Genomic DNA, 20,203 nt, shown 5'->3' on the forward strand with positions numbered 1-20,203 from the left:
TCACATCAGCCTCGGGGCCACGCCGACCAGCAGCGTGGTGATCACCCCTGACAGGCACATGAAATGCCAGAACAGCGTCGTGTTGCGCAAATCGGCATCGTAAAGCTGCGTCAGCTTGCCGAACACGCTGCCCGCCAGGCAATAAAGCAGCATCACGACCGCCAGCACGCAATGCGCCGAGGTCCAGACCGTCAGCGCGTACATCACCGCCGGAAAGGCGTGCGTCTCGGGCTGCAGCCCCGGCACCACGATCGCCAGCCACATGCCGCCCAGGGCCGCAAGGGTCGCCACCACCGCACCGACGATACACCAGCGTGCCGCGCCCTGTCGCCCGCCCCGGTTCAACTCTCGCGCCGCCACCGTCGCGCCCCAGGCGACCACGAAGGCCAGCAAGGCCCACAGCGCCCACATCATGTCGGGCAGCGCCGCGCCCTCGGGCGGGAAATCCGGCCGCGCGGTCCAGAAGAAAAACACCCCGAACACAAGGCTGGCAAAGGCTGTGGCATCCCCCAGCATGGTGATGAAGACGGCCCACCACCCCGGCGCCTTGGGCCCGGTGACATAGACCGGCAGGCGCAGGCCCAGACCCGCGTCCCGCATCGGGTCTTTCGGCACCTGTGCCGTCGAGGTCCACAGCCAGTAGATCACGCAGGCCACCGCGCAGGCGCCGGAAAAGGCCGACAGCCAGTAGAACTTGAACACCGGCAGGATGAACGCCCCGCCGGTGAACGCCGCCGCCCACAGCGTGATCCAGGCAGGTCCCGTGACCTGCACCACCGCCTGCGGCACCGCGTCCACCGCCGAGGTCACGATGGTCTCGCGCTTTCCCTCGGGCGCGTCGGGGATATAGAACCTGCCGTCGTCGAACCGATCCAGGAATTTCGGCTGCTCCCACAGCGGATAGCGCGATGAGATATACGGCACCGACCGCACGCCCCACGCCTCCTCCGGCACGTCATGGGACCACTCCAGCGTGCCCGCGTTCCACGGGTTTCGCTCGGTCAGCGGCTGCCTGCCCTTTGGCCGCAGCAGATCCCACGCGAAAACCAGTATGCCTGCCGCCACGATGAAGCTGCCTACGGTCGATACCATGTTCAGCACGTCCCACCCGGCAGCCTCGGGATAGGTGACCACGCGCCGCGGCATCCCCTGCAACCCGGTCAGGTGCATCGGGAGGAAGCAGATGTTGAACCCCGAGAAGGTCAGCCAGAAGGCCCATTTGCTCAGCCGGTCCGACATCTTCTTTTTGGTGATGAACGGGTAGAAATAATAGATCCCGCCGATGATCGGAAAGACCATGCCGCCGAAAAGCGTGTAATGCAGGTGCGCCACGATGAAATAGGTGTCATGCACCTGCCAGTCGAAGGGCGCGATGGCCACCATCACCCCGGTCAGCCCGCCCGCCGTGAAAATCGCCAGCGCCCCCGCGATCCAAAGCATCGGCTGGCTCATCGTCACCCGGCCCACCATCAGAGTGGCGACAAAGGCGAAGATCTGCACGCCGGTGGGGATGACCACCGCCTCGGACGCCGCCGAGAAGAAGCCCAGCGACAGCGATGGCAGCCCGGTCGTGAACATGTGGTGGACCCACAGCCCGAAGCTCAGGAACCCCACGCCCACCGCCGACAGCACGATCCACGAATACCCCACCATGGGCCGCTGCGCCGCCGTGGGCACGATCATCGCGGCAATGGCGATGGACGGCAGGAAGACGATGTAAACCTCCGGGTGTCCGAAGATCCAGAACAGGTGCTGCCACAGCAGGGGGTCGCCGCCCCGGTCCGGGTCGAAGAACGGCCAGTCCATCGAGCGTTGCAACTCGAACAGGAAATCCCCGGCGATCAGCGGCGGAAAGGCGAAGAGGATCATCACGCCGACGACCAGCACGTACCACGCGTAAAGCGGCATCAGGTTGATCCGCATCCCCGGCGGGCGGCACTTGATCGTGCCCACGATCAGCTCCACCGCCGCCGCGATCGACGCGACCTCGATGAAGGACAGCCCCAACAGCCATATGTCCGGCCCGATCCCCTCCTGCTCGGTCGCCAGCGGCGGATACATGAACCAGCCCGAACTGGGCGCGACGTTGAACAGGATCGAGCCCAGCACGAAGATGCCGCCGATCAGGAACGACCAGTAGCCATAGGCCGACAGGCGCGGAAACGGCATGTCCCGCGCCCCCAGGAAGGCCGGCAGGATCAGGATCGACACCGCCTCGAACATCGGCACGGCAAACAGGAACATCATCGCCGAGCCGTGCATGGTGAAGAACTGGTTGAAACGGTCCGCGCTCAGGAAATCGTTGTCCGGCACCGCCAGCTGGATTCGCATCAACAGCGCCAGCACGCCCGCGCAGAGCATGAAGAAAAAGGCGGTCAGCGAGTACCACACCCCCACTTCGGTGTTGTTGACCGCCGACCAGTAGCGCCAGCCTTTCGGCGTCTCCCAGGCGCGGCGAAGATCCGCCTCGCGCCTGGCTTTCACCTCCGGGTCGACGGGCGCGTCCAGCATCTCCTCGGTCGGCGGATAAATGCCCTCGGGGCCTGCGTCGTAAACCTTGCCGCCATCGCCGCGCCGGGCGGTGCCTTGGGGGGTGTCGGTGTCGCTCATTCCAGTCCCCCAAGATAGGCCGCCAGCGCCGACAGGTCTTCATCCGACAGATGATCGTATCCCGGCATCTCGACCCCCGGCTTGAACTGCGCCGGGTCGCGCACCCAGTCGCGCAGCGCGTCTTCGGTCATCGGCAGGATACCCGCCGCCAGCGAGACCCGCGAGGCCAGATGCGTCAGGTCCGGGCCGACCTGACCCTCGGCCTCGGTGCCGCGCACGGCATGACAGCCGCCACAGCCTTCCGACAGGAACAGCTCTGCCCCGCGCCGTGCCTCCTCGGTGGCCGGTGCCACCGCCGGCGCTGACTCGCGTTCCAGCCACGCCTCGAACGCCTCGGGCTCCATCACCACCGCGCCGAACGCCATATAGGCATGGCTTTCGCCACAGAACTCGGTGCATTGGCCGCGGTATTCCCCCGGCTTGGTCGGCTCCAGCGACATCCGCGTCTCGCGCCCCGGAATCATGTCGGTCTTGCCGCCCAGCGCGGGTATCCAGAACGAATGGATCACCCGCTCGGCGTTCAGCGTGATCTCGCTGCGCCGGCCGGTGGGAAGGCGCACCTCGTTGGCCGCCATCACCGGCACCTCCGCCCCCTCGGGCCAATAGGCAACGCGCCACCAGAACTGGTGGCCCGTGACCTCCACCCGCAATCCCTCGCCTTCGTCCCTCTGCCTGGGCATCTCGTTCAGCGCATAGGCCAGCAGGATCGACAGCAGGATCACAGGCACCACCACGCCGCCGCCGATGATCAGCGCCTCGGCGGCGCGGGCATTCAGCGGGCGCGGCGCAATCTTCGTCACGAAATAGATCAGCCCGTTCAGCGCCACCCACAGAACCACGGCCCCGCCCAGCATCACCCAGAAGAGCGTCGCCAGCACTTCGGCATCGCGCCCCGCCGGGTCCAGCACCGATTGCGGCCCGGTGCATGCGCTCAGCCCGATGACCGAGGCCGCAATCGCCAGCCGCCTCACAACAGGAACCGCGCGATCAACACCCCGCCGATCACGTAGGGCAGAAGCGCCAGCAGAAATACCACGCCGTCCCTTGTCAACATGGCCATGACCAGCAGGCAGACACCTGTGGCCGCGACGGACCCCGAGAACGGAATGAATTCCAGAAACGGCATGGCCAGCCCGGTCATCAGGCAGATCAACTGCGGCACCCAGGTCATCGGGCGATGGAAAAGGAAGGACAGGCGCTGTCCGGTATGGCGCTCAATCCACTTCATGATCGGCAGGATCTGCCGCATCGCGTGGTCCAGCTTGGCACCGTCAATCGTCTTTTTCTTCAACTTTTCGGGCAAGTAGAACTCTTTCAGGCCCAGGATCATCTCGGCGGAAAAAAGCGCGATCAGCAACCCGCACACCATCGACACGCCGGGAATACCCGACAGCGGCGTGGCTGCGATCAGGGCCGGCACGAAGATCAGTGGCAGGATGCCCGCCTGCCCCGCGGCACCGACAATCTCGTCCACGGTAACCTCGGGTTGATCGGCCAGCGACCTGATCCTTGAGATCACGTCCGTCAGCGGATGCGCCGTGGGGGCTTCGGCATCGTGGCTCATGGCGTCCCGCCCTGCGGTCCGTGGACATGCGAACGCGCGCAGCGCGTCGCCGGCGCCCATGCGCCGTGCCCGCGCGGTTCACTCGTCCTGCTAGAAAACTGTCCCAGACCCATTGCCCGACTTTCCGTTCCGACGAAAGAACGCCGCAACTGCGCTCAAGTTCCCGGCATGGCTGAATAATTGCCGATCGTCCGGACCCCGCGCAAAGCCGAGCGTGCAGGCCCACGCCCGGCGCGTCAGCGCCAGACGAACCGGCAGTCGTAAAGCACGCCGAACACGCCACGCTTGCAGACGCGCACCCTCTTGGCCTTGCGCTTTGGCTTGGGCTTGGGCTCGGTCCGCTGAAACGTTTCGTATTCGGCCTGGCTTTCTTCCCGCAGCGCGGCCAGCTGCACGTCGTTGAAATAGCCGCTGACGGGAAAGCCGCGCGCCTCCTGCCACGTGGAGATCGCGGTGCGCGTATTCGGCCCGAACACCCCGTCCGCGCTGCCCGGATCGTACTCGACCAGGCGCAGGCGATTCTGGATCTCGCGCCGCTCGTCGCGCGACAGATCCAGTGCGGCCTCGATATCCTCGCTGGCCGACGCCGTCTGATCCACGCGCGCCGTGCCAAGCACAGGCGGCGTCTCGGGCCGGCCTGCCGTGTCGAGAACGGCAATCGACGTAACCGCGGCCGGAGTGAATGTCGCCGCGTACGTGGTCTCGACCCCGCTGACGGAATAGGGCGCGCACTCTTCCAGCGCGACAACGGCATCCAGAAACAGCCGCCGCTGGACGGCCGATTGCGCTTCCGCGCCGACATGCTCGGGGATCCCCAGCAGCAGCCCGGCGCTGTCCAGCACGAACCGCAACCGCACCTCTTCGTCGCTGGCCGCATCGGACGTACCAGCATAGCAGGCCGCCACCTGCTCCACCAGGGACGGTGTCGCGGCGGCCGTCTCCGTCTCGGCCGCATCGGCCGTTCCGGGATCCTCGGCCGCGGCGGGTTCCGTCACCGCAGGCGCATCGCGGTCTGTCTCCGCGCCCATGACGTCGATCCCGGCGCCCTCTTGCGACTCCCGGGGCGGGTCCAGAGGGCTGACGGTGGTTGCAGGCGGTTCCGGCAACGGCTCGGCCGTTTCCGTCTGCGCCAGCACAGCACCGCCTCCCAGCACCACTACAATGGCCGAGGCGACAAAACCCTTCCAGGGCAGAAACGAGGTACGCGATCCGAACACCGGAAATCCCTTCCATTACGCCTGGAAAAGAATAACGCCTGCCGCCGCCGAAAGGTCAAGTCGGACGGCAAAATTCGGCCACCGGGCCTGCCCAATGCGCAGCATGTTGCAAAACCCGGCGCCGCAATCGGTCGGTTTCGCATGTTGCAGTATGAAGCAACGTCACGTATCCATGACGCACGAAGCCGCACCGGGGCGCATCGTTCCGGTCCGCAGGTCACATATCATCCGTCGGGGGGCCCGCCAGGGCTGAGAGGTGCGTGCACCGACCCGTCGAACCTGATCCGGGCAATACCGGCGTAGGGAACGGGTAGAACGTGCATCGACAGCACTGATCTCCGTTCCGCGTTGGCACGCCCCAAGCAGAGAGGCGCGCCGAATGATCCTCACGTCATCCATCTGCCGGCCAGGAGCATCGGCATGACATCCGTTGTCGTCATAGGCGCCGGCGTCGCCGGTCTTTGTGTCGCCCGCACCCTGCTGGACCGTGGGGCCGAGGTGACCCTGATCGATCGGCACGTCGCGCCGGGTCCGCATGCCTGCTCCTGGTGGGCCGGCGGAATGCTGGCGCCCCATTGCGAAGGCGAAAGCGCCGAAGAGGCAGTGGTGCGGCTCGGCTGCGAGGCCGCCGACTGGTGGGAGGCACAGACCGGCGCCGTCGTCCGGCGGCGCGGCTCTCTTGTCGTGTCGCCGGGGCGCGACAAGGCCGATCTCGCCCGTTTTGCCCGCCTGACGAGCGGCCACCGCGCCGTCACCGGCCCCGAGATCTCGCAGCTCGAGCCCGACCTCGGCACCCGTTTCACGCGGGGCCTCTTTTTCGACACCGAGGCGCATCTTTCGCCCCGCGCCGCCCTCGCCGCGCTGCGGGACAGCCTTGCCGCCGATGGCGCGAAGCTCGTTCAGGAAGAGGCCGACCCCGAAGCCCATGCGCGGAAGGGCCTTACCATCGACTGCCGCGGCTTTGCGGCCCGCGACCGGCTTGCCGATCTGCGCGGCGTCAAGGGCGAGATGATGATCCTCTCGTGCCCGGACGTGTCGCTCACCCGTCCCGTTCGCGTGCTGCACCCCCGCGTGCCGATCTACGTGGTGCCCCGGGGTGACGACCTTTACATGCTGGGGGCCACGATGGTCGAAGGCCAGGCGGGCCGGCACGTCACCGCCCGTGCGATGCTGGAACTGCTGGGCACGGCCTATGCGCTCAACCCCGCCTTCGGCGAGGCCGAGGTGGTCGAGATCGGCGTCGACAGCCGCCCCGCCTTTCCCGACAACCTGCCCCGCATCCACCGCGACGGGAACCTGATCCGGGCCAACGGGCTCTACCGGCACGGCTTCCTTCTGGCGCCGGCGCTCGCGCGCATGGTCGCGGACCTGATCCTTCACGACAAGACACCGGAGGTTTCCGATGAGATTGCAGCTTAACGGCACGCCCGTGCACGCCGAGGCCGCCACCCTGGCCGAGTTGCTGGACGCCCACGGCTATGGCGACGCCAAGGTGGCGACAGCGGTGAACGGCACGTTCGTGCCCGCCTCCCTGCGCGGCGATCACGCTCTGGCGGACGGCGACAGCATCGAGGTTCTCGCCCCGATGCAGGGCGGCTGAGCGATGCGCGACTTCTACGGCACCACGCTGGCCAACGGCTTCATGCTGGGCACCGCGCAATATCCGTCGCCCGCCATCCTGGCAGAGGCGTTTCGGCGCAGCGGCGCCAGCGTCGCCACCGTGTCGCTGCGCCGCGAAAGCGGGCAGGACCGCGCCGGACAGGGTTTCTGGAACCTGATCCGCGACCTGGGCGTGCATATCCTGCCCAACACCGCCGGATGCCACAGCGTGAAAGAGGCCGTGACCACCGCCCACATGGCGCGCGAGGTCTTCGACACGCCCTGGATCAAGCTCGAGGTCATCGGCGAGGAAGACACCCTGCAACCCGATGTCTTCGGCCTGGTCGAGGCCGCCCGCATCCTGACCGAAGACGGCTTTCAGGTCTTTCCCTACACCACCGAGGATCTCGTGGTTGCCGACCGCCTGCTCAACGCGGGCTGCGAGGTGCTGATGCCCTGGGGCGCCCCCATCGGCTCGGGGCTCGGCCTGAACAACATCTTCGGCCTGCGCGCGCTCCGGGCGCATTTCCCGGACGTGCCGCTGGTGATCGACGCCGGGCTGGGTCTGCCCTCGCAAGCCACGGCGGCGATGGAACTGGGCTACGACGCGATCCTTCTCAACACCGCTGTGGCCAAGGCGGGCGATCCGGCGGCCATGGCCGAAGCCTTCGCCCTCGCCCTCAGGGCCGGAAAACTGGCGCAGTCCGCCGACCCGATGGAGCCGCGCGACATGGCCACCCCCTCCACCCCGGTTCTCGGCAAGGCGTTTCTTGAATGAGACTGGACCGCTTCTACCCCATATTCGACAGCGCCGACTGGATCGAGCGGCTGGTCCCGCTGGGCATCAAGCTGGTGCAGCTGCGCGTCAAGGATGCCGCGCCCGATACGCTGCGCGACCATGTCCTGCGGTCCAGGGCCGTATGTGCGCGCCACGGCTGCACCCTTGTCATCAACGACCACTGGCAAGAGGCGATCGACACCGGCTGCAGCTACATCCACCTCGGCCAGGAAGACCTTGATACAGCTGACATATCCGCCATTCGTGACGCTGGCCTGCGCCTCGGCATAAGCACCCATGACAGGGCCGAACTCAAGCGCGCCCTTGCGCTCGATCCCGACTACGTCGCCTTGGGTCCGATCTATCCCACCATCCTGAAAAAGATGAAATGGCACGAACAGGGCCTCGACCGTCTGACCCAATGGCGCGGCCTGATCGGCGACCTGCCCCTGATCGCCATCGGCGGCCTGTCGGTGGAACGCGCGCCCGGCGCCTTCGAGGCAGGCGCAGACGTGGTGGCCGCGGTCACCGACATCACGCTCAACGACGCCCCCGAAACCCGGGTGCGCGCCTGGCTGGCGGCAACGCGATGACCCGCTATGCCCGCCAGACCTGCCTGCCCGGCATGGGCGAGGCCGGACAGGCCGCGCTGAAGGCGGCGCATGTGCTTGTGGTCGGGGCCGGCGGATTGGGCGCCCCGGCGCTGCAATACCTGGTGGGCGCGGGCATCGGACGGATGACCCTGGTGGATGGCGATACGGTTTCTCTGGGCAACCTGCACCGCCAGACCCTCTTTCGCGAAGACGACATCGGCAGGCCCAAGGTCGAGGCCGCGCATGACACGTTGCGCCGCCTCAACAGCGACTGCCGCATAACCCCCCTTGCCTGCCCGCTCGATCCCGCCAACGCGCCCGACCTCGTGGCGCAAGCCAGCCTGGTGCTCGATTGCGCCGACAGTTTCGCGGTCAGCTACATCCTTTCCGACACGTGCCTTGCCGCCGGCGTGCCCCTTGTCAGCGCCTCCGTGCTGGGCGTTTCGGGCTATGTCGGCGGCTTCTGCGGCACCGCGCCCTCGCTGCGCGCGGTGTTTCCCGATCTTCCCGACCGCGCCGCCACCTGCGCCACGGCGGGCGTGATGGGGCCGGTGGTGGGCATGATCGGCGCGGCGCAGGCCCAGATGGCGCTGGCCTGCCTCACCGGGCAGACGCCGTCCCCGCTGGGCCAGCTGCTCACGGTCGACATGCAGGCGTTTCGCAGCAGCAGCTTCCGCTTCGACACGGCTCCCGAGCCGGCGGAAGGCCTGCATTTCATCGCGACCGACCAGCTCAAGCCCACCGATGTCGTCGTCGACCTTCGCGGCACCGAGGAAGCGCCGCACCCTGTCTCTCCCCGGGCACGGCGGAGCAGCGTCTCGGACGTCATCGCGGGCCGGCTCCAGCCCCCCGCGACCGGACAGCGCGCGGTCTTCGCCTGTCGCTCCGGCCTGCGAGCCTGGCAAGCCGCCAGGCATCTGCAACGCCACTGGGACGGCGATATCGCACTTGTCGCGACCGGCGACGCACCCGGCGCGAGCGCACTGCCGGAGCCGACCGATCGCGGCTGATCCGCCGGGACCGGACACCCGCAGATTGCAGCACTGGTATGTTGAATAGCGGCCGGTCGCGGCCCTCCGAGAACGCCAGAACCACACTGGCGTGATTAATCGTTGAAAAATCTCTTTTTTTCAACGTTGCGCCACAATAATGCCCGAATTGGACGAGAACAATCAGAGAGCGAACAGAATAATAGTCTGGAAAGAGAAACAATGCGGATCCTTGCGATAGATGACGAGCCGATCTTCTGCGACTTGCTCAGAACGCGGCTTGAACAGCTGGGCTACAGGAACGTCGAAACCGCCTTTTCCGGGCCGGAAGCCCTGCAGATCGCTGCCGCCAAGACCAAGCCCGTGGAGTGCTTCATCGTCGACATCCGCATGATGCCGATGGACGGGATCGAACTGGTTCGGCGACTGAGGGCCATTCCGCACCACCAGGCGACACCCATCGTGATGCTCTCCGCGCTGACCGACAAGGCGTCCATCGACGCCGCCTTCATGGCGGGCGCCAACGACTACATCACCAAGCCGCTCGAAATGGTCGAACTGAAGATCCGCCTGGAAATGGCCCGCAACATCCTTGCCGAGCGCGCCCAGGCGCGGTTGCTGCACGAACACGTGCTCAAGCAGGAAGCCATCCTGTTCCCCACCGCCGCGTTCGAAGGCGAGATCATTCTCGACGACGTCGAAGGTGCCGTCAGCATGGTGTCGATGGAGAACTTTCTTCTCAAGCAGGGCAACCTGCGCCTGCGCCAGACCTCCGCCATCTGCGTGAACCTGCCCATGGCGGAAACCTATTTCAAGATGATGGACTCCACCTACTACGCGGTCCTGATCGGCGACATGGCACAGGCCGTCTCGCGGGCGCTTTCGGCGTTTCCGCACATGCTGACCTGCCCGGGCAGCGGCGATATCGTCGCCCTTCTGCTCGACCAGCCCAATGTCGATTGCGCGCGGATCGAGGAAAACCTCACCCAAGAGCTCGAGGCCCTGCGCCTGCGCTATGACGCCATCGACATGACGCTGCCGCGGGTGACGGTCGGTACGCCCGTCCGCACCGGGCTGTTTCGCATGCAATGCCCGACCAGCCTGATCGACCGCGCCCGTCGCGCGACCGGAAAAGCCGAGGATCATCACCCGATGCAGGCCATCGCATGAACGCCTCCGCCAACCGGCACCCCGCCGATCCGGCACGCACCGCGATCAGTCGCGCACTGGACGACATGCGCGTCCAGTTCTGCGCCGGGCTCGACGCGCGGATCTGCCGGATCGAAGCCGCCCGGATCGCGCTGGACGCCGACCCGGCCGCGGCGCTCGAAACCGTCGGCTTCGAGGCGCACCGCATATGCGGCGTTGCCGGAAGCCTTGGACTTCACGACCTGTCGACGCAGGCGCGCGCGCTGGAAGAGCACGTCACCACGGCCGCGGGACAGGACTTGTCGCAATCTGAACGGACCGGCCTGAACGAACGGATCGAATTGTTTCTCGATCTTATGGAGTATCACCTGACGGAGAACTGATAGGTCTGCGCGGCAAAGAGGGGCAAACCCCGGGTACGCGCAGATCCCCCCAACCACCGAAGAGGGGCACTTGGTGTGGATGAACGAGTAGAAAGACTTTGGAACATTTGCCGATATCGCGAAAGCTGGATATCGGTGTCACTTACGATCGTGCTCGTTCTGGCGCTGACCGCGCTTGCGGCCAGCAAGATCAATGCGCACCTTCTCAACCTTGCGCAACAAGCTGCACATGATGAAGCGCATGATGACGCAGATGCAATCGCAACTGCATTGCAACGCGAACTGACCCAAGTCGATGTCATCACTCGCGCTATCCGCCACGCGATCGAACAATCCCCCGATGTCACGCAGGAAGGCTTCGGCGCCCTGGTTGCGCCCCTGATTGCGCGGACGCCTGCGATCCTCTTGGTCGGACGGTCGCGCGGCTACGTCGTGGAACAGATCTATCCGGTCGTCGGCAATGAAAAGGCGATCGGTCTGGATTACCGCCTCGTGCCGCAGCAGTTGCTCGGCGTCGACAAGGCTTTGCAGTTCGGCGAGACGTCGTTGCAGGGACCCGTGGATCTCGTTCAGGGTGGACAGGCCTTCATTCAACGAATGCCGTACTACGCTTCGAACAACAGCGACATGTCCCGCATTGCCACGGGTATCGTGTCGATCGTCATCGACCGCGACCGCCTGCTGACCGAGATTTCCCAGAGCCACGGTTTCATGCTGTATGACATCGCGATCCGCAGCCTGGGCGATGACCAGCACCCGATAAACATGCTCTACGGTTCGCAAGAAACCTTCGCCAACAGGCCCGTCCTGCGCCACGTCATTGCCGACGGCAGCACCTGGCAGATGGGCCTTGTCCCCACCGCTGGCTGGCCCACCGGGACGGGGATCAAGAACCTGGTATGGGCGCTCAGCTTTCTCGCCATCGGTTTCCTGGGTGCCATGATCCTGGCACTCTGGACCATGTACCGATCCAAGCGTGCCGCCGAAAGCCAGCTGCGCTCGGCAATCAATTCCATCGAAGACGGGTTCGCCTTGTATGATTCACGCGACCGCCTTGTCTTTGCCAATGAGAAATACCTGTCCTACTACGAACTGTCGCGCGATGCGATCGTGCCGGGCAACACCTTCGAGGACATCCTGCGCGAGGGCCTCAGGAACGGCCAATACACCGATGCCATCGGCCGCGAAGAAGAGTGGCTCGAGGAACGTCTCGCCAAACACGCAAATCCGACCGCGCCGATCGAGCAGAAGCTGGGCGACGGACGCTGGTTGAAGGTGGCCGAAACCCGCTCGCCCGACGGCAACACGGTCGGGTTCCGCGTCGATATCACCGAACTCAAGCAGGCGCGTGAAAAGGCCGAGGCGGCGAACCAGGCGAAAAACAACTTCCTCAACATCATCAGCCACGAACTGCGCACGCCCCTGACCTCGGTCATCGGGTATGCCCGGTTCCTCGAAAACGTGGATGTCCTGCCGGGCTACAAGGCGCTCGACAGCAAGCTGCGCGACGATGCGTCCGACGCGGAACGTCTGAAGGCGCTCAAGGACCTGCGCGAAGAGGTGGTTGGCATGTCCGGCCGCATCACCACGTCCAGCGATCACCTGCTGGCGCTGATCAACGACGTGCTCGACCGCGCCAAGCTCGAGGCCGAAACGGTCGAGCTTGAATTCGAAACGCTGAACATAAAGGAGGTGGTCGGCACCGTGACCTCCAGCCTTGGCATCAAGGCCGCCGAGAAGGGAATCGCGCTGACCTCCGACGTCGCCTCCCTGCCCATCACCGCCGATCCCAAGCGCCTGCGCCAGGCGCTGATCAACGTCGTGGGGAACGCCATCAAGTTCACCCAGACGGGCGAAGTCCACATCTCATCCGACCATGACGAGACGCATCTGCGCATCCACGTGCGCGACACCGGATGCGGCATCCCGGCAGACCACCTGGACCAGATTTTCCACCAGTTCGTGCAGGTCGACACCTCCGTCACCCGGCGCAATTCCGGCGCCGGACTGGGCCTCGCGATCACCCGCGAACTGATCGAACTTCACGGCGGTTCCGTCGCGGTCGAAAGCGAAATCGGTCACGGCAGCACGTTCAGCATCACTTTACCCATCAAATCAAAAGCCCTGGAGATCGCCGCGTGAGTTATGCGGCAAAAGGATATCATTATGACGTTGCCTAAAGTTTTCCACGTTCCGGCCCAATCGGCACCATGGCGTTCAGCTACCCTGGTTTTGTCGACTTCCAGCGCGACTCGAAAGGGCTTCTATGCAACAGACGTCTAAACCACAAAGGCACGCAAGCACCGGGCACCCCAGGCTCGACAGGTCGCCCACCGAACTCGCATTTCTAGAAACCATTCTCGAGTCGCTCCACGACGGGGTCTATGTCTACACCAGCGATTCCCTGCGCATCCGCTACATGAACGCGGCCGCCCTCGACCGGCACGGCTGGACCAGGGAAGAGGCCCGCGAGAAAACCATCAGCGACACCGCAGCCACCTTCAACGAAAAGGCCTTCTTTCGCGCCGCGGTCCCCCTTTTCAATGGCGAGCTCGACTCGATCACCATGGAACTGACGCACTTTACCGGCCCTATCGAGGTCTCCACGCGCCTGATCCGCACCACCGACGAGGGAGATTTCTTCGTCTCCGTCCTGCGCGACATCACGGGCCGCAAGAGCCTGGAGCTTGAAAAGGTGCAGACCGTATCGACCGTCAGCCACGAGTTGCGCACACCGCTCACCTCCATCCACGGCGCGCTGCGTCTGCTCAAGGCCGGCGTCGTCGCCGATCTCGACGACAAGACGCAAAGCGTGGTCGACATCGCCGTGCGCAACACCGACCGCCTGCTCTCGATCGTCAATGACATCCTCGACCTCGAGAAGATCAACAGCGACAAGATGGATTTCTCGATCGCCGAGATGGACATCATCGAATGCCTCAATGACACGGTGGAACTAGTGTCCGGCACCGCCTTCGAACATGACATCGAGCTCGAGATCTCGAGCGACCTGCGCGGTGCGATGGTCATGGGCAACTCCGACCGCATTGCGCAGGTCATCACCAACTTCGCCTCCAACGCCATCAAGTACTCACCTTCCGGCGCGACCGTGCGTTTCGGCCTTGAGCAGGAGGACGGCGGCATCGTCGTCTCCGTCTCCGACGAAGGCCCGGGCATCACCCCGGATCAGACTCGAATGCTGTTCAAACCCTTCTCGCAGGCCCGCGCCAGCGACGGCACGAAACGGCCCGGCACCGGGCTGGGGCTCGCCATCGTCGACGCCATCCTCAAGCGTCTCGACTACCCTGTCTCGTTCACGTCCGAAGTGGGCCAGGGCAGCACGTTCCAGTTCCGCATCCCCGCGCATCTGGTACTCTGGACCGATCCGATTGAAACACGCGGGGTTGCGAGAGCATGAACATGACAACTATCGTGGAATTTCCTGCCAAAGAGTCCGAGGAAATCAGCGTAATGAGTAAACCTCTTGAAACGATCCTGCACGTCGACGACGACGCCGATATCCGCGTCATCATCAAGATGTCCCTGGAAACAGTCGGTTCGTTCAACGTTCATCAATTTGCGTCGGGGCAGGAGGCCGTCGAGGCAGCCGCATCCGTGCAACCGCAAATGCTGCTCCTTGACATGATGATGCCCGACATGTCCGGCGAGGAAGTCTGGAAACTGATCACGCAGCAGCCCGGGCTGGCGACCGTCCCGACCGTGTTCCTGACCGCCAAGGCGGAAGATTCCTTTTCGCAGGAATTGCGCCGGAAAGGCGCGGCCGCGGTCATCACCAAGCCGGTGGACCCGATGCTGCTCGCGTCTCAGATTAAAGAGATCTGGCACAAAGCCAGCCAGTCCTGACGGCCTCGGAGCGCGCCGTCAGGCGTCAGACAGATTCTTGAAATCGCCCGAGTCGAGGACCGGCGCGGCATCTATCTCGTCAGCATCCAGCATGGCCGCCACGCGCTCCAGGCTCGACACCAGCATCGCCTGTTCCCAGTCCTCCATGACCGAGAATTTGCGCACGAAGCGCTGTTGCAGCGGGTCCGGGGCCCTGGCCAAAGTCTCCCTGCCCTTCGTGGTCAGATGGATATTGGTCTGGCGCCGGTCGCGCGTCGACTTCTCGCGCAGAACCATGCCCTCGCCGACAAGCTTGTCGACCAGGGACGTGACCGTGGCCTGGGTGACGCGCATCCGCGATGAAATCGCCGTCGCGGTCGCCTGTCCGGTTTCGCCGATGATCTGCAACACACGAAACTGCGCCGGGGTCACGCCAGCAGATTCCTTCACTTCGCGGCCGAAACGGTCGGTCGCGCGGAGAATGCGTCTGAGTGCGACTAATGAGGTATCGATGCGGTCCATTCCTACCTTTTGCGTTTCGTTCGGATAGCTAAACATATATCCGAAAAACCGTTTTGTGAAGCCCTATGTAGTTAGACTAACTAATAACGACCTCCTGCGACCACCAAAGTAAATTCCCCCCAAATACCTTAAAAACAAGGTTAATTCGGCCATTCCGATCATCTTTACAAAAAATATGCTTAGCCTCTTGAAGTACCCCCGCCCCAGTGCTACTTTGTTTGCCAAAGCAAATCGGAGAACCAAACTATGCCCCGCGACCTTGCGAAAGAAACGATCCCGACCCTGCGCAGCCCCGAGCCGACCGACGGCTCGGAGATCTGGGAGCTCGTCCGTGAGTGCAAGCCGCTCGACGAGAACTCGATGTACTGCAACCTGATCCAGTGCGATCACTTCGCAGACACATGCGTGCTGGCCGAGATCGAAGGTCAGCCGGTTGGTTGGGTGTCGGCCTACGTGATGCCGAGCGACCCCGAGACCCTGTTCGTCTGGCAGGTCGCCGTGTCCGAGACGGCACGTGGCATGGGCCTGGGTTCCCTGATGCTGAAAGAAGCACTGGAGCGTGAAGCCTGCGAAGGCGTGACGCGCATCCAGACGACGATCACCTCGGATAACGACGCCTCCTGGGCGCTTTTCCGTAAATTCACCGACGAGTTCGGAACCAAACTCGACGCTCAGGCGTATTACGAAAAGGACGAGCACTTTAACGGTCAAAGCAAGACTGAAAACCTCGTAACCATTACGCTCGCCGAAGAGTTTGCAAACGCGGCCTGACCCAGGGCCGCACCGTTTTCCCCTCACATTCAATTCTGAAAGAGAGGTCGTAATGTCTACGAATACCTCACCGAAAGCTGTGTTTGAACGCCGCGAATCCGAAGCCCGCAGCTACTGCCGCGGGTTCGACACGGTGTTCACCTCCGCATCCGGCGCCGAAATGACCGATGTGGACGGTCGCACCTATATCGACTTCCTGGCCGGCTGTTCCTCGCTGAACTACGGCCATAACGATCCCGACATGAAGGCAGCCCTGCTCGAGCACATCTCGAATGACGGCATCGCCCACGGGCTCGACATGATGTCCGACACCAAGGCGCAGTTCCTCGAGACGTTCGAGAAGCTGATCCTCGAGCCGCGCGGCATGGACCACAAGATCATGATGACCGGCCCGACCGGCACCAACGCCGTCGAATCCGCGCTGAAGCTTGCCCGCAAGGTCACGGGCCGGCGCGACATCATCGCCTTCACCAACGGCTTCCACGGCATGACCATGGGTGCCCTGGCCGCGACCGGCAATGCCGGGAAACGTGGTGGCGCGGGGGGCGTGTCGCTTCCCGACGTGAACCGGATGCCCTACGAAGGCGCGTTCGGCGACGACGTCGATACGATTGCCCAGATGGAAATGATGCTCGACAACCCCTCGTCCGGTGTCGAAGCCCCCGCCGCGTTCCTGGTGGAACTGGTGCAGGGCGAAGGCGGACTCAACGCCGCATCGAAGGAATGGGTCGAACGCCTGGGCCGCCTGGCCAAGAAACACGGCACCCTGCTGATCGTCGACGACATCCAGGCCGGCATCGGCCGCGCCGGCAGCTTCTTCAGCTTCGACGACATGGATGTCGAACCCGACATGATCCCGCTCGCGAAATCGCTGTCCGGCCTCGGCCTGCCCTTCGCCGCGCTGCTGATCCGCCGCGACCTCGACATCTGGAAACCGGCCGAGCATAACGGCACGTTCCGCGGCAACACGCACGCCTTCGTCACCGCCCGCGTCGCGCTCGAAAAGTTCTGGTCGGACGACACCTTCAAGAACGAGATCGCCGAAAAGGCCAAGATCCTCGAGACCCGCCTGCAACGCATCGCCGACATGGTGCCGGGCGCCAGGCTCAAGGGCCGGGGCATGATGCGCGGCGTCGATGTGGGCTCGGGCGAACTGGCCGAACAGATCTGCGGCGAAGCGTTCCGCAACGGCCTGATCATCGAGACCTCGGGAAGCTTCGACGAAGTGGTCAAGGTGCTTGCACCGCTGACCATCTCGGTCGAGCTGTTCGAGAAAGGCCTCGATATCCTGGAAAAAGCCGCCTCGACCTGCGTCGAAGGCCACAATATCGCAGCGGAGTAACCGAAATGATTGTCAGAGACTTCAACAAGATCACCGAGACCGAGAAGGACCGCGTCGTTTCGGACGCCAACTGGACAAGCGTCCGGATGCTGCTGGCCGACGACAATATGGGCTTTTCGTTCCACATCACCTTCCTCGAGGCCGGGTCCGAACACACGTTCGAATACAAGAACCACTTCGAGAGCGTCTATTGCATGCAGGGCACCGGCTCGATCACCGATATCGCCACCGGCGAAACCCACGAGATCAAGCCCGGCGTGATGTATGCGCTGGACAAGCACGACCGCCACATCCTGCGCGCCACCGAAGAGCTGGTCATGGCCTGCTGCTTCAATCCGCCGGTTACCGGCAACGAGGTCCATCGCGAAGATGGCTCCTACGCGGCGCCCGAAACCGCCGAGGCGTGACCCCATGACCCACACAGTGGAAAAAATCGGCGGGACGTCCATGTCCCGCCTGCACGAATTGCGAGACACCCTGTTCATCAAGGATGGAGAGCCTCAGTACGGTCGCATCTTCGTGGTCTCGGCCTTCGGCGGCATCACCGACATGTTGCTGGAGCACAAGAAGACCGGCGAGGATGGCGCCTATGCGGCATTCGCCGACGCCGAAGACGACCATGGCTGGCACGACGCGCTGACCCGCGCCTGTCGCGCCATGATCAAGGCGCACGAGGACGTGCTCGAGCATCCCGGCGACATATCGCAGGCCACGGCCTTCGTGAATGAACGCATCGAGGGCGCGCGCAACTGCCTGATCGACCTGCAGCGCCTGTGCTCCTACGGCCATTTCCGCCTGAACGCGCATCTGATGCACATCCGCGAGCTGCTGTCGGGCCTCGGCGAGGCGCACAGCGCCCACGTGGCCGCGCTGGTGCTGAAGCGCGCCGGCGTGAATGCCCGCGCGGTCGACCTCACCGGCTGGCGCGAAGATGGCGAAGTCACCTTGGACGAGCGCATCAACAACGCCATGTCCAGCGTTGACCCGGCCACCGAGATGCCCATCGTCACCGGCTATGCCCAGTGCCGCGAGGGCCTGATGAAGGAATTCGACCGCGGCTATTCCGAGGTCACGTTCTCGCAGATGGCCGCCCTCACCGGCGCACGCGAAGCCATCATCCACAAGGAGTTCCACCTCTCCTCTGCCGACCCCAAGCTGGTCGGTGCCGAGAACGTGCGCACCCTGGGTCACACCAACTACGACGTGGCCGACCAGATGGCGAACCTCGGGATGGAGGCGATCCACCCCTCCGCCGCCAAGACACTGCGCCAGGCCGGCGTGCCCCTGCGCGTCACCAACGCGTTCGAGCCGGACGAGCCCGGCACGGTCATCGACGATCAACCCGCCGACACGCCGGCGGTCGAAATGGTCACGGGCCTTGATATCATCGCGCTGGAAGTGTTCGAACAGGACATGGTCGGCGTCAAAGGCTACGATGCCGCCATCCTCGACACCCTGACGCGCCACGACGTGCGCATCGTGTCGAAAGCGTCGAACGCCAACACCATCACGCATTACGTGGACGCATCGGTCAAGGCCATGCGCAAGGTGGCGGACGACCTGGCCGAGAAATACCCCCAGTCCGAGATCCGCAACCGCAAGCTTGCGCTGGTCTCCGTCATCGGGCGTGATCTCGACGGGCTCAGCAGCCTGCAACGCGGCCTTCAGGCGCTGGACGACAACGGCATGGCCTCACTGGGTGCCACCCAGGGTCCGCGCCACGTCGACACGCAGTTCATACTTGAACGCGAAGACCGCGACCCGGCGATCAAGGCGCTGCACGACACGTTCTTCGGCAAGGCGTCCGACCCTGCAAAAAAGTCTGACATCACCATCGCTGCCTGACAGCGGCCTTGCCCCGCTCGAAACGAAAAGCGCGTGTCGGCATCCCGACACGCGCTTTTTGCATTCCGACGATCAATCGGTGCTCAGCCGTCCAGCGATTTCGGCAAGGTGCTTTCGAACACGTTACCCTCGGTATCCGTGGCCTTCACCGTCAGGTCCGCCGACCCGTTGTCGTTATAGAAGAACCGGAAAGACGGGTTTTCCGAGATCGAAATGCCCCCGGTCATCGAAAACAGCATCTCGTCGCCCTGCCGCACCTCGATCGTGTCGATGAAATGCGCCGGGATGAAAAGCTGCGTGACCTGGTCCCGTTGCAGCCCGGAATAATTCGGATGGCGGATCATGATCTGCGCCTCGCGCCGGGGCGTGGACACCGCCGCCGTCTCGCCGAAGCTGCGCAGCTTCATCCGGCCCATGCCCGCCAGTGCCTGCTCGGGGTCTTTCGAGGCCGGGGCCGAACAGCCGCCCGACGCCTTCACGAACCGCCCGGTCATGAAAAGACCGTCCTCGGTCTCGGTGATCACCCGCACGTTGGAATACTGGTTCACCCGCACCCGCATCTCGAAATCGAGCGGTCCCATGCCGGGCCCGAAGGTGAATTCCCCCGCCACCGGCGCGGGGTTCTCGTCGATCACCACGGTGGCCGAGGTGATCTGCGCGTCCGGATCGGTCTGTTTCAGGTGCACCGGCACGGTCGCCGCGTCATGGGCGCGGTACGGCGCCTCGACGCTGAGCGGGCCTTCCGCCTCCTCCAGCGTGGCCTCGCCCAGCACGTCATAGCGCAGATCCTGCCAGGTCGGGCTTTCGGTCAAGGGGTTCTTGACCGCCTCCTCAGCCCAGCCAGGCAAGGCCACAAGGCCCAGCGCCAGGACGGATGCAATCGCATGTCTCATACGGTCTCCTCCCGTAATGCGACCGTGTTATGCCACGAAACGGCGGCAAAATCCACTTATACGAAATGGGGCATGGACCTCACAATCGCGTGTGGCAAGATCCGG

At 64.3% G+C, this 20,203-nt stretch carries 20 protein-coding genes and 1 riboswitch; of the genes, 14 read left to right on the plus strand and 6 right to left on the minus strand.

Features of this window, described 5'->3' with window-relative positions; all coding sequences use genetic code 11:
* From ctaD to KUV49_RS16135, 4 genes are all read right to left on the minus strand, one after another.
* Complete coding sequence (gene ctaD, locus KUV49_RS16120; RefSeq protein ID WP_261391367.1) at positions 1-2,511, minus strand: cytochrome c oxidase subunit I; 2,511 nt, start codon at positions 2,509-2,511, stop codon at positions 1-3.
* A 95-nt stretch (positions 2,512-2,606) separates the two neighbouring features.
* Positions 2,607-3,581 (minus strand): cytochrome c oxidase subunit II, encoded by a 975-nt coding sequence (gene coxB, locus KUV49_RS16125; protein ID WP_222450832.1) that lies wholly within the window; start codon positions 3,579-3,581, stop codon positions 2,607-2,609.
* Positions 3,578-4,174, minus strand: coding sequence for an exopolysaccharide biosynthesis protein (locus KUV49_RS16130; protein ID WP_222450833.1), 597 nt, complete (start codon positions 4,172-4,174; stop codon positions 3,578-3,580). Before KUV49_RS16130 ends, coxB begins: the two co-directional genes overlap by 4 nt.
* Before the next feature lie 236 nt (positions 4,175-4,410).
* A complete protein-coding gene (locus tag KUV49_RS16135; RefSeq protein ID WP_222450834.1) occupies positions 4,411-5,391 on the minus strand; it encodes a peptidoglycan-binding domain-containing protein in 981 nt (326 codons plus the stop codon).
* A 222-nt stretch (positions 5,392-5,613) separates the two neighbouring features.
* Positions 5,614-5,714, plus strand: a riboswitch (TPP riboswitch).
* Between the two features lie 97 nt (positions 5,715-5,811).
* Between KUV49_RS16135 and thiO the strand changes: the two genes are divergently transcribed.
* From thiO to KUV49_RS16185, 10 genes are all read left to right on the plus strand, one after another.
* Complete coding sequence (gene thiO / locus KUV49_RS16140; protein ID WP_222450835.1) at positions 5,812-6,810, plus strand: glycine oxidase ThiO; 999 nt, start codon at positions 5,812-5,814, stop codon at positions 6,808-6,810.
* Positions 6,794-6,991, plus strand: a complete 198-nt coding sequence (thiS, locus tag KUV49_RS16145; RefSeq protein WP_222450836.1) for a sulfur carrier protein ThiS — start codon at positions 6,794-6,796, stop codon at positions 6,989-6,991. Before thiO ends, thiS begins: the two co-directional genes overlap by 17 nt.
* A 3-nt stretch (positions 6,992-6,994) precedes the next feature.
* The gene (locus KUV49_RS16150) at positions 6,995-7,768 is read left to right on the plus strand and encodes a thiazole synthase (RefSeq protein ID WP_222450837.1); all 774 of its coding nucleotides are present in this window, start codon (positions 6,995-6,997) and stop codon (positions 7,766-7,768) included.
* On the plus strand, positions 7,765-8,361 hold the full coding sequence (locus KUV49_RS16155; protein ID WP_222450838.1) for a thiamine phosphate synthase: 597 nt from the start codon (positions 7,765-7,767) through the stop codon (positions 8,359-8,361). The genes KUV49_RS16150 and KUV49_RS16155 overlap by 4 nt, the downstream gene beginning before the upstream one ends.
* Positions 8,358-9,371, plus strand: a complete 1,014-nt coding sequence (locus KUV49_RS16160) for a HesA/MoeB/ThiF family protein (RefSeq protein WP_222450839.1) — start codon at positions 8,358-8,360, stop codon at positions 9,369-9,371. Before KUV49_RS16155 ends, KUV49_RS16160 begins: the two co-directional genes overlap by 4 nt.
* A gap of 201 nt (positions 9,372-9,572) precedes the next feature.
* Positions 9,573-10,520: a PleD family two-component system response regulator gene (locus KUV49_RS16165; protein WP_222450840.1), complete on the plus strand. Its 948-nt coding sequence runs from the start codon at positions 9,573-9,575 to the stop codon at positions 10,518-10,520.
* The gene (locus KUV49_RS16170) at positions 10,517-10,882 is read left to right on the plus strand and encodes an Hpt domain-containing protein (protein WP_222450841.1); all 366 of its coding nucleotides are present in this window, start codon (positions 10,517-10,519) and stop codon (positions 10,880-10,882) included. The genes KUV49_RS16165 and KUV49_RS16170 overlap by 4 nt, the downstream gene beginning before the upstream one ends.
* Before the next feature lie 150 nt (positions 10,883-11,032).
* Positions 11,033-13,024, plus strand: coding sequence for an ATP-binding protein (locus KUV49_RS16175; RefSeq protein ID WP_315899532.1), 1,992 nt, complete (start codon positions 11,033-11,035; stop codon positions 13,022-13,024).
* A 124-nt stretch (positions 13,025-13,148) separates the two neighbouring features.
* Positions 13,149-14,300 carry a PAS domain-containing sensor histidine kinase gene (locus tag KUV49_RS16180; RefSeq protein ID WP_222450843.1) on the plus strand — a complete coding sequence of 384 codons (1,152 nt, stop codon included), beginning with the start codon at positions 13,149-13,151 and terminating at the stop codon, positions 14,298-14,300.
* A 2-nt stretch (positions 14,301-14,302) separates the two neighbouring features.
* Positions 14,303-14,746 carry a response regulator gene (locus KUV49_RS16185; RefSeq protein ID WP_261393375.1) on the plus strand — a complete coding sequence of 148 codons (444 nt, stop codon included), beginning with the start codon at positions 14,303-14,305 and terminating at the stop codon, positions 14,744-14,746.
* Between the two features lie 18 nt (positions 14,747-14,764).
* On the opposite strand, the gene KUV49_RS16190 is transcribed toward KUV49_RS16185, so the two are convergent.
* Positions 14,765-15,247 (minus strand): MarR family winged helix-turn-helix transcriptional regulator, encoded by a 483-nt coding sequence (locus tag KUV49_RS16190; protein WP_152497825.1) that lies wholly within the window; start codon positions 15,245-15,247, stop codon positions 14,765-14,767.
* A 246-nt stretch (positions 15,248-15,493) separates the two neighbouring features.
* On the opposite strand from KUV49_RS16190, the gene ectA reads away from it, so the two are divergent.
* The 4 genes from ectA to KUV49_RS16210 are packed head-to-tail and all read left to right on the plus strand — an operon-like array spanning position 15,494 to position 19,205.
* Positions 15,494-16,018, plus strand: coding sequence for a diaminobutyrate acetyltransferase (gene ectA, locus KUV49_RS16195; protein WP_222450844.1), 525 nt, complete (start codon positions 15,494-15,496; stop codon positions 16,016-16,018).
* A 52-nt stretch (positions 16,019-16,070) separates the two neighbouring features.
* On the plus strand, positions 16,071-17,360 hold the full coding sequence (gene ectB, locus KUV49_RS16200) for a diaminobutyrate--2-oxoglutarate transaminase (protein WP_222450845.1): 1,290 nt from the start codon (positions 16,071-16,073) through the stop codon (positions 17,358-17,360).
* Between the two features lie 5 nt (positions 17,361-17,365).
* Complete coding sequence (locus KUV49_RS16205) at positions 17,366-17,767, plus strand: ectoine synthase (RefSeq protein ID WP_222450846.1); 402 nt, start codon at positions 17,366-17,368, stop codon at positions 17,765-17,767.
* Positions 17,768-17,771: 4 nt separating this feature from the next.
* Positions 17,772-19,205: an aspartate kinase gene (locus tag KUV49_RS16210; protein ID WP_222450847.1), complete on the plus strand. Its 1,434-nt coding sequence runs from the start codon at positions 17,772-17,774 to the stop codon at positions 19,203-19,205.
* Positions 19,206-19,288: 83 nt separating this feature from the next.
* Here KUV49_RS16210 and KUV49_RS16215 read toward each other — a convergent pair whose 3' ends face one another.
* Entirely contained in the window at positions 19,289-20,098 is an 810-nt protein-coding gene (locus KUV49_RS16215) for a quinoprotein dehydrogenase-associated SoxYZ-like carrier (protein WP_222450848.1), read from the minus strand.
* Positions 20,099-20,203: the final 105 nt, after the last annotated feature.

This window comes from Roseovarius atlanticus, assembly GCF_019802205.1.
In the GTDB taxonomy this organism is placed as follows: domain Bacteria; phylum Pseudomonadota; class Alphaproteobacteria; order Rhodobacterales; family Rhodobacteraceae; genus Roseovarius; species Roseovarius atlanticus_A.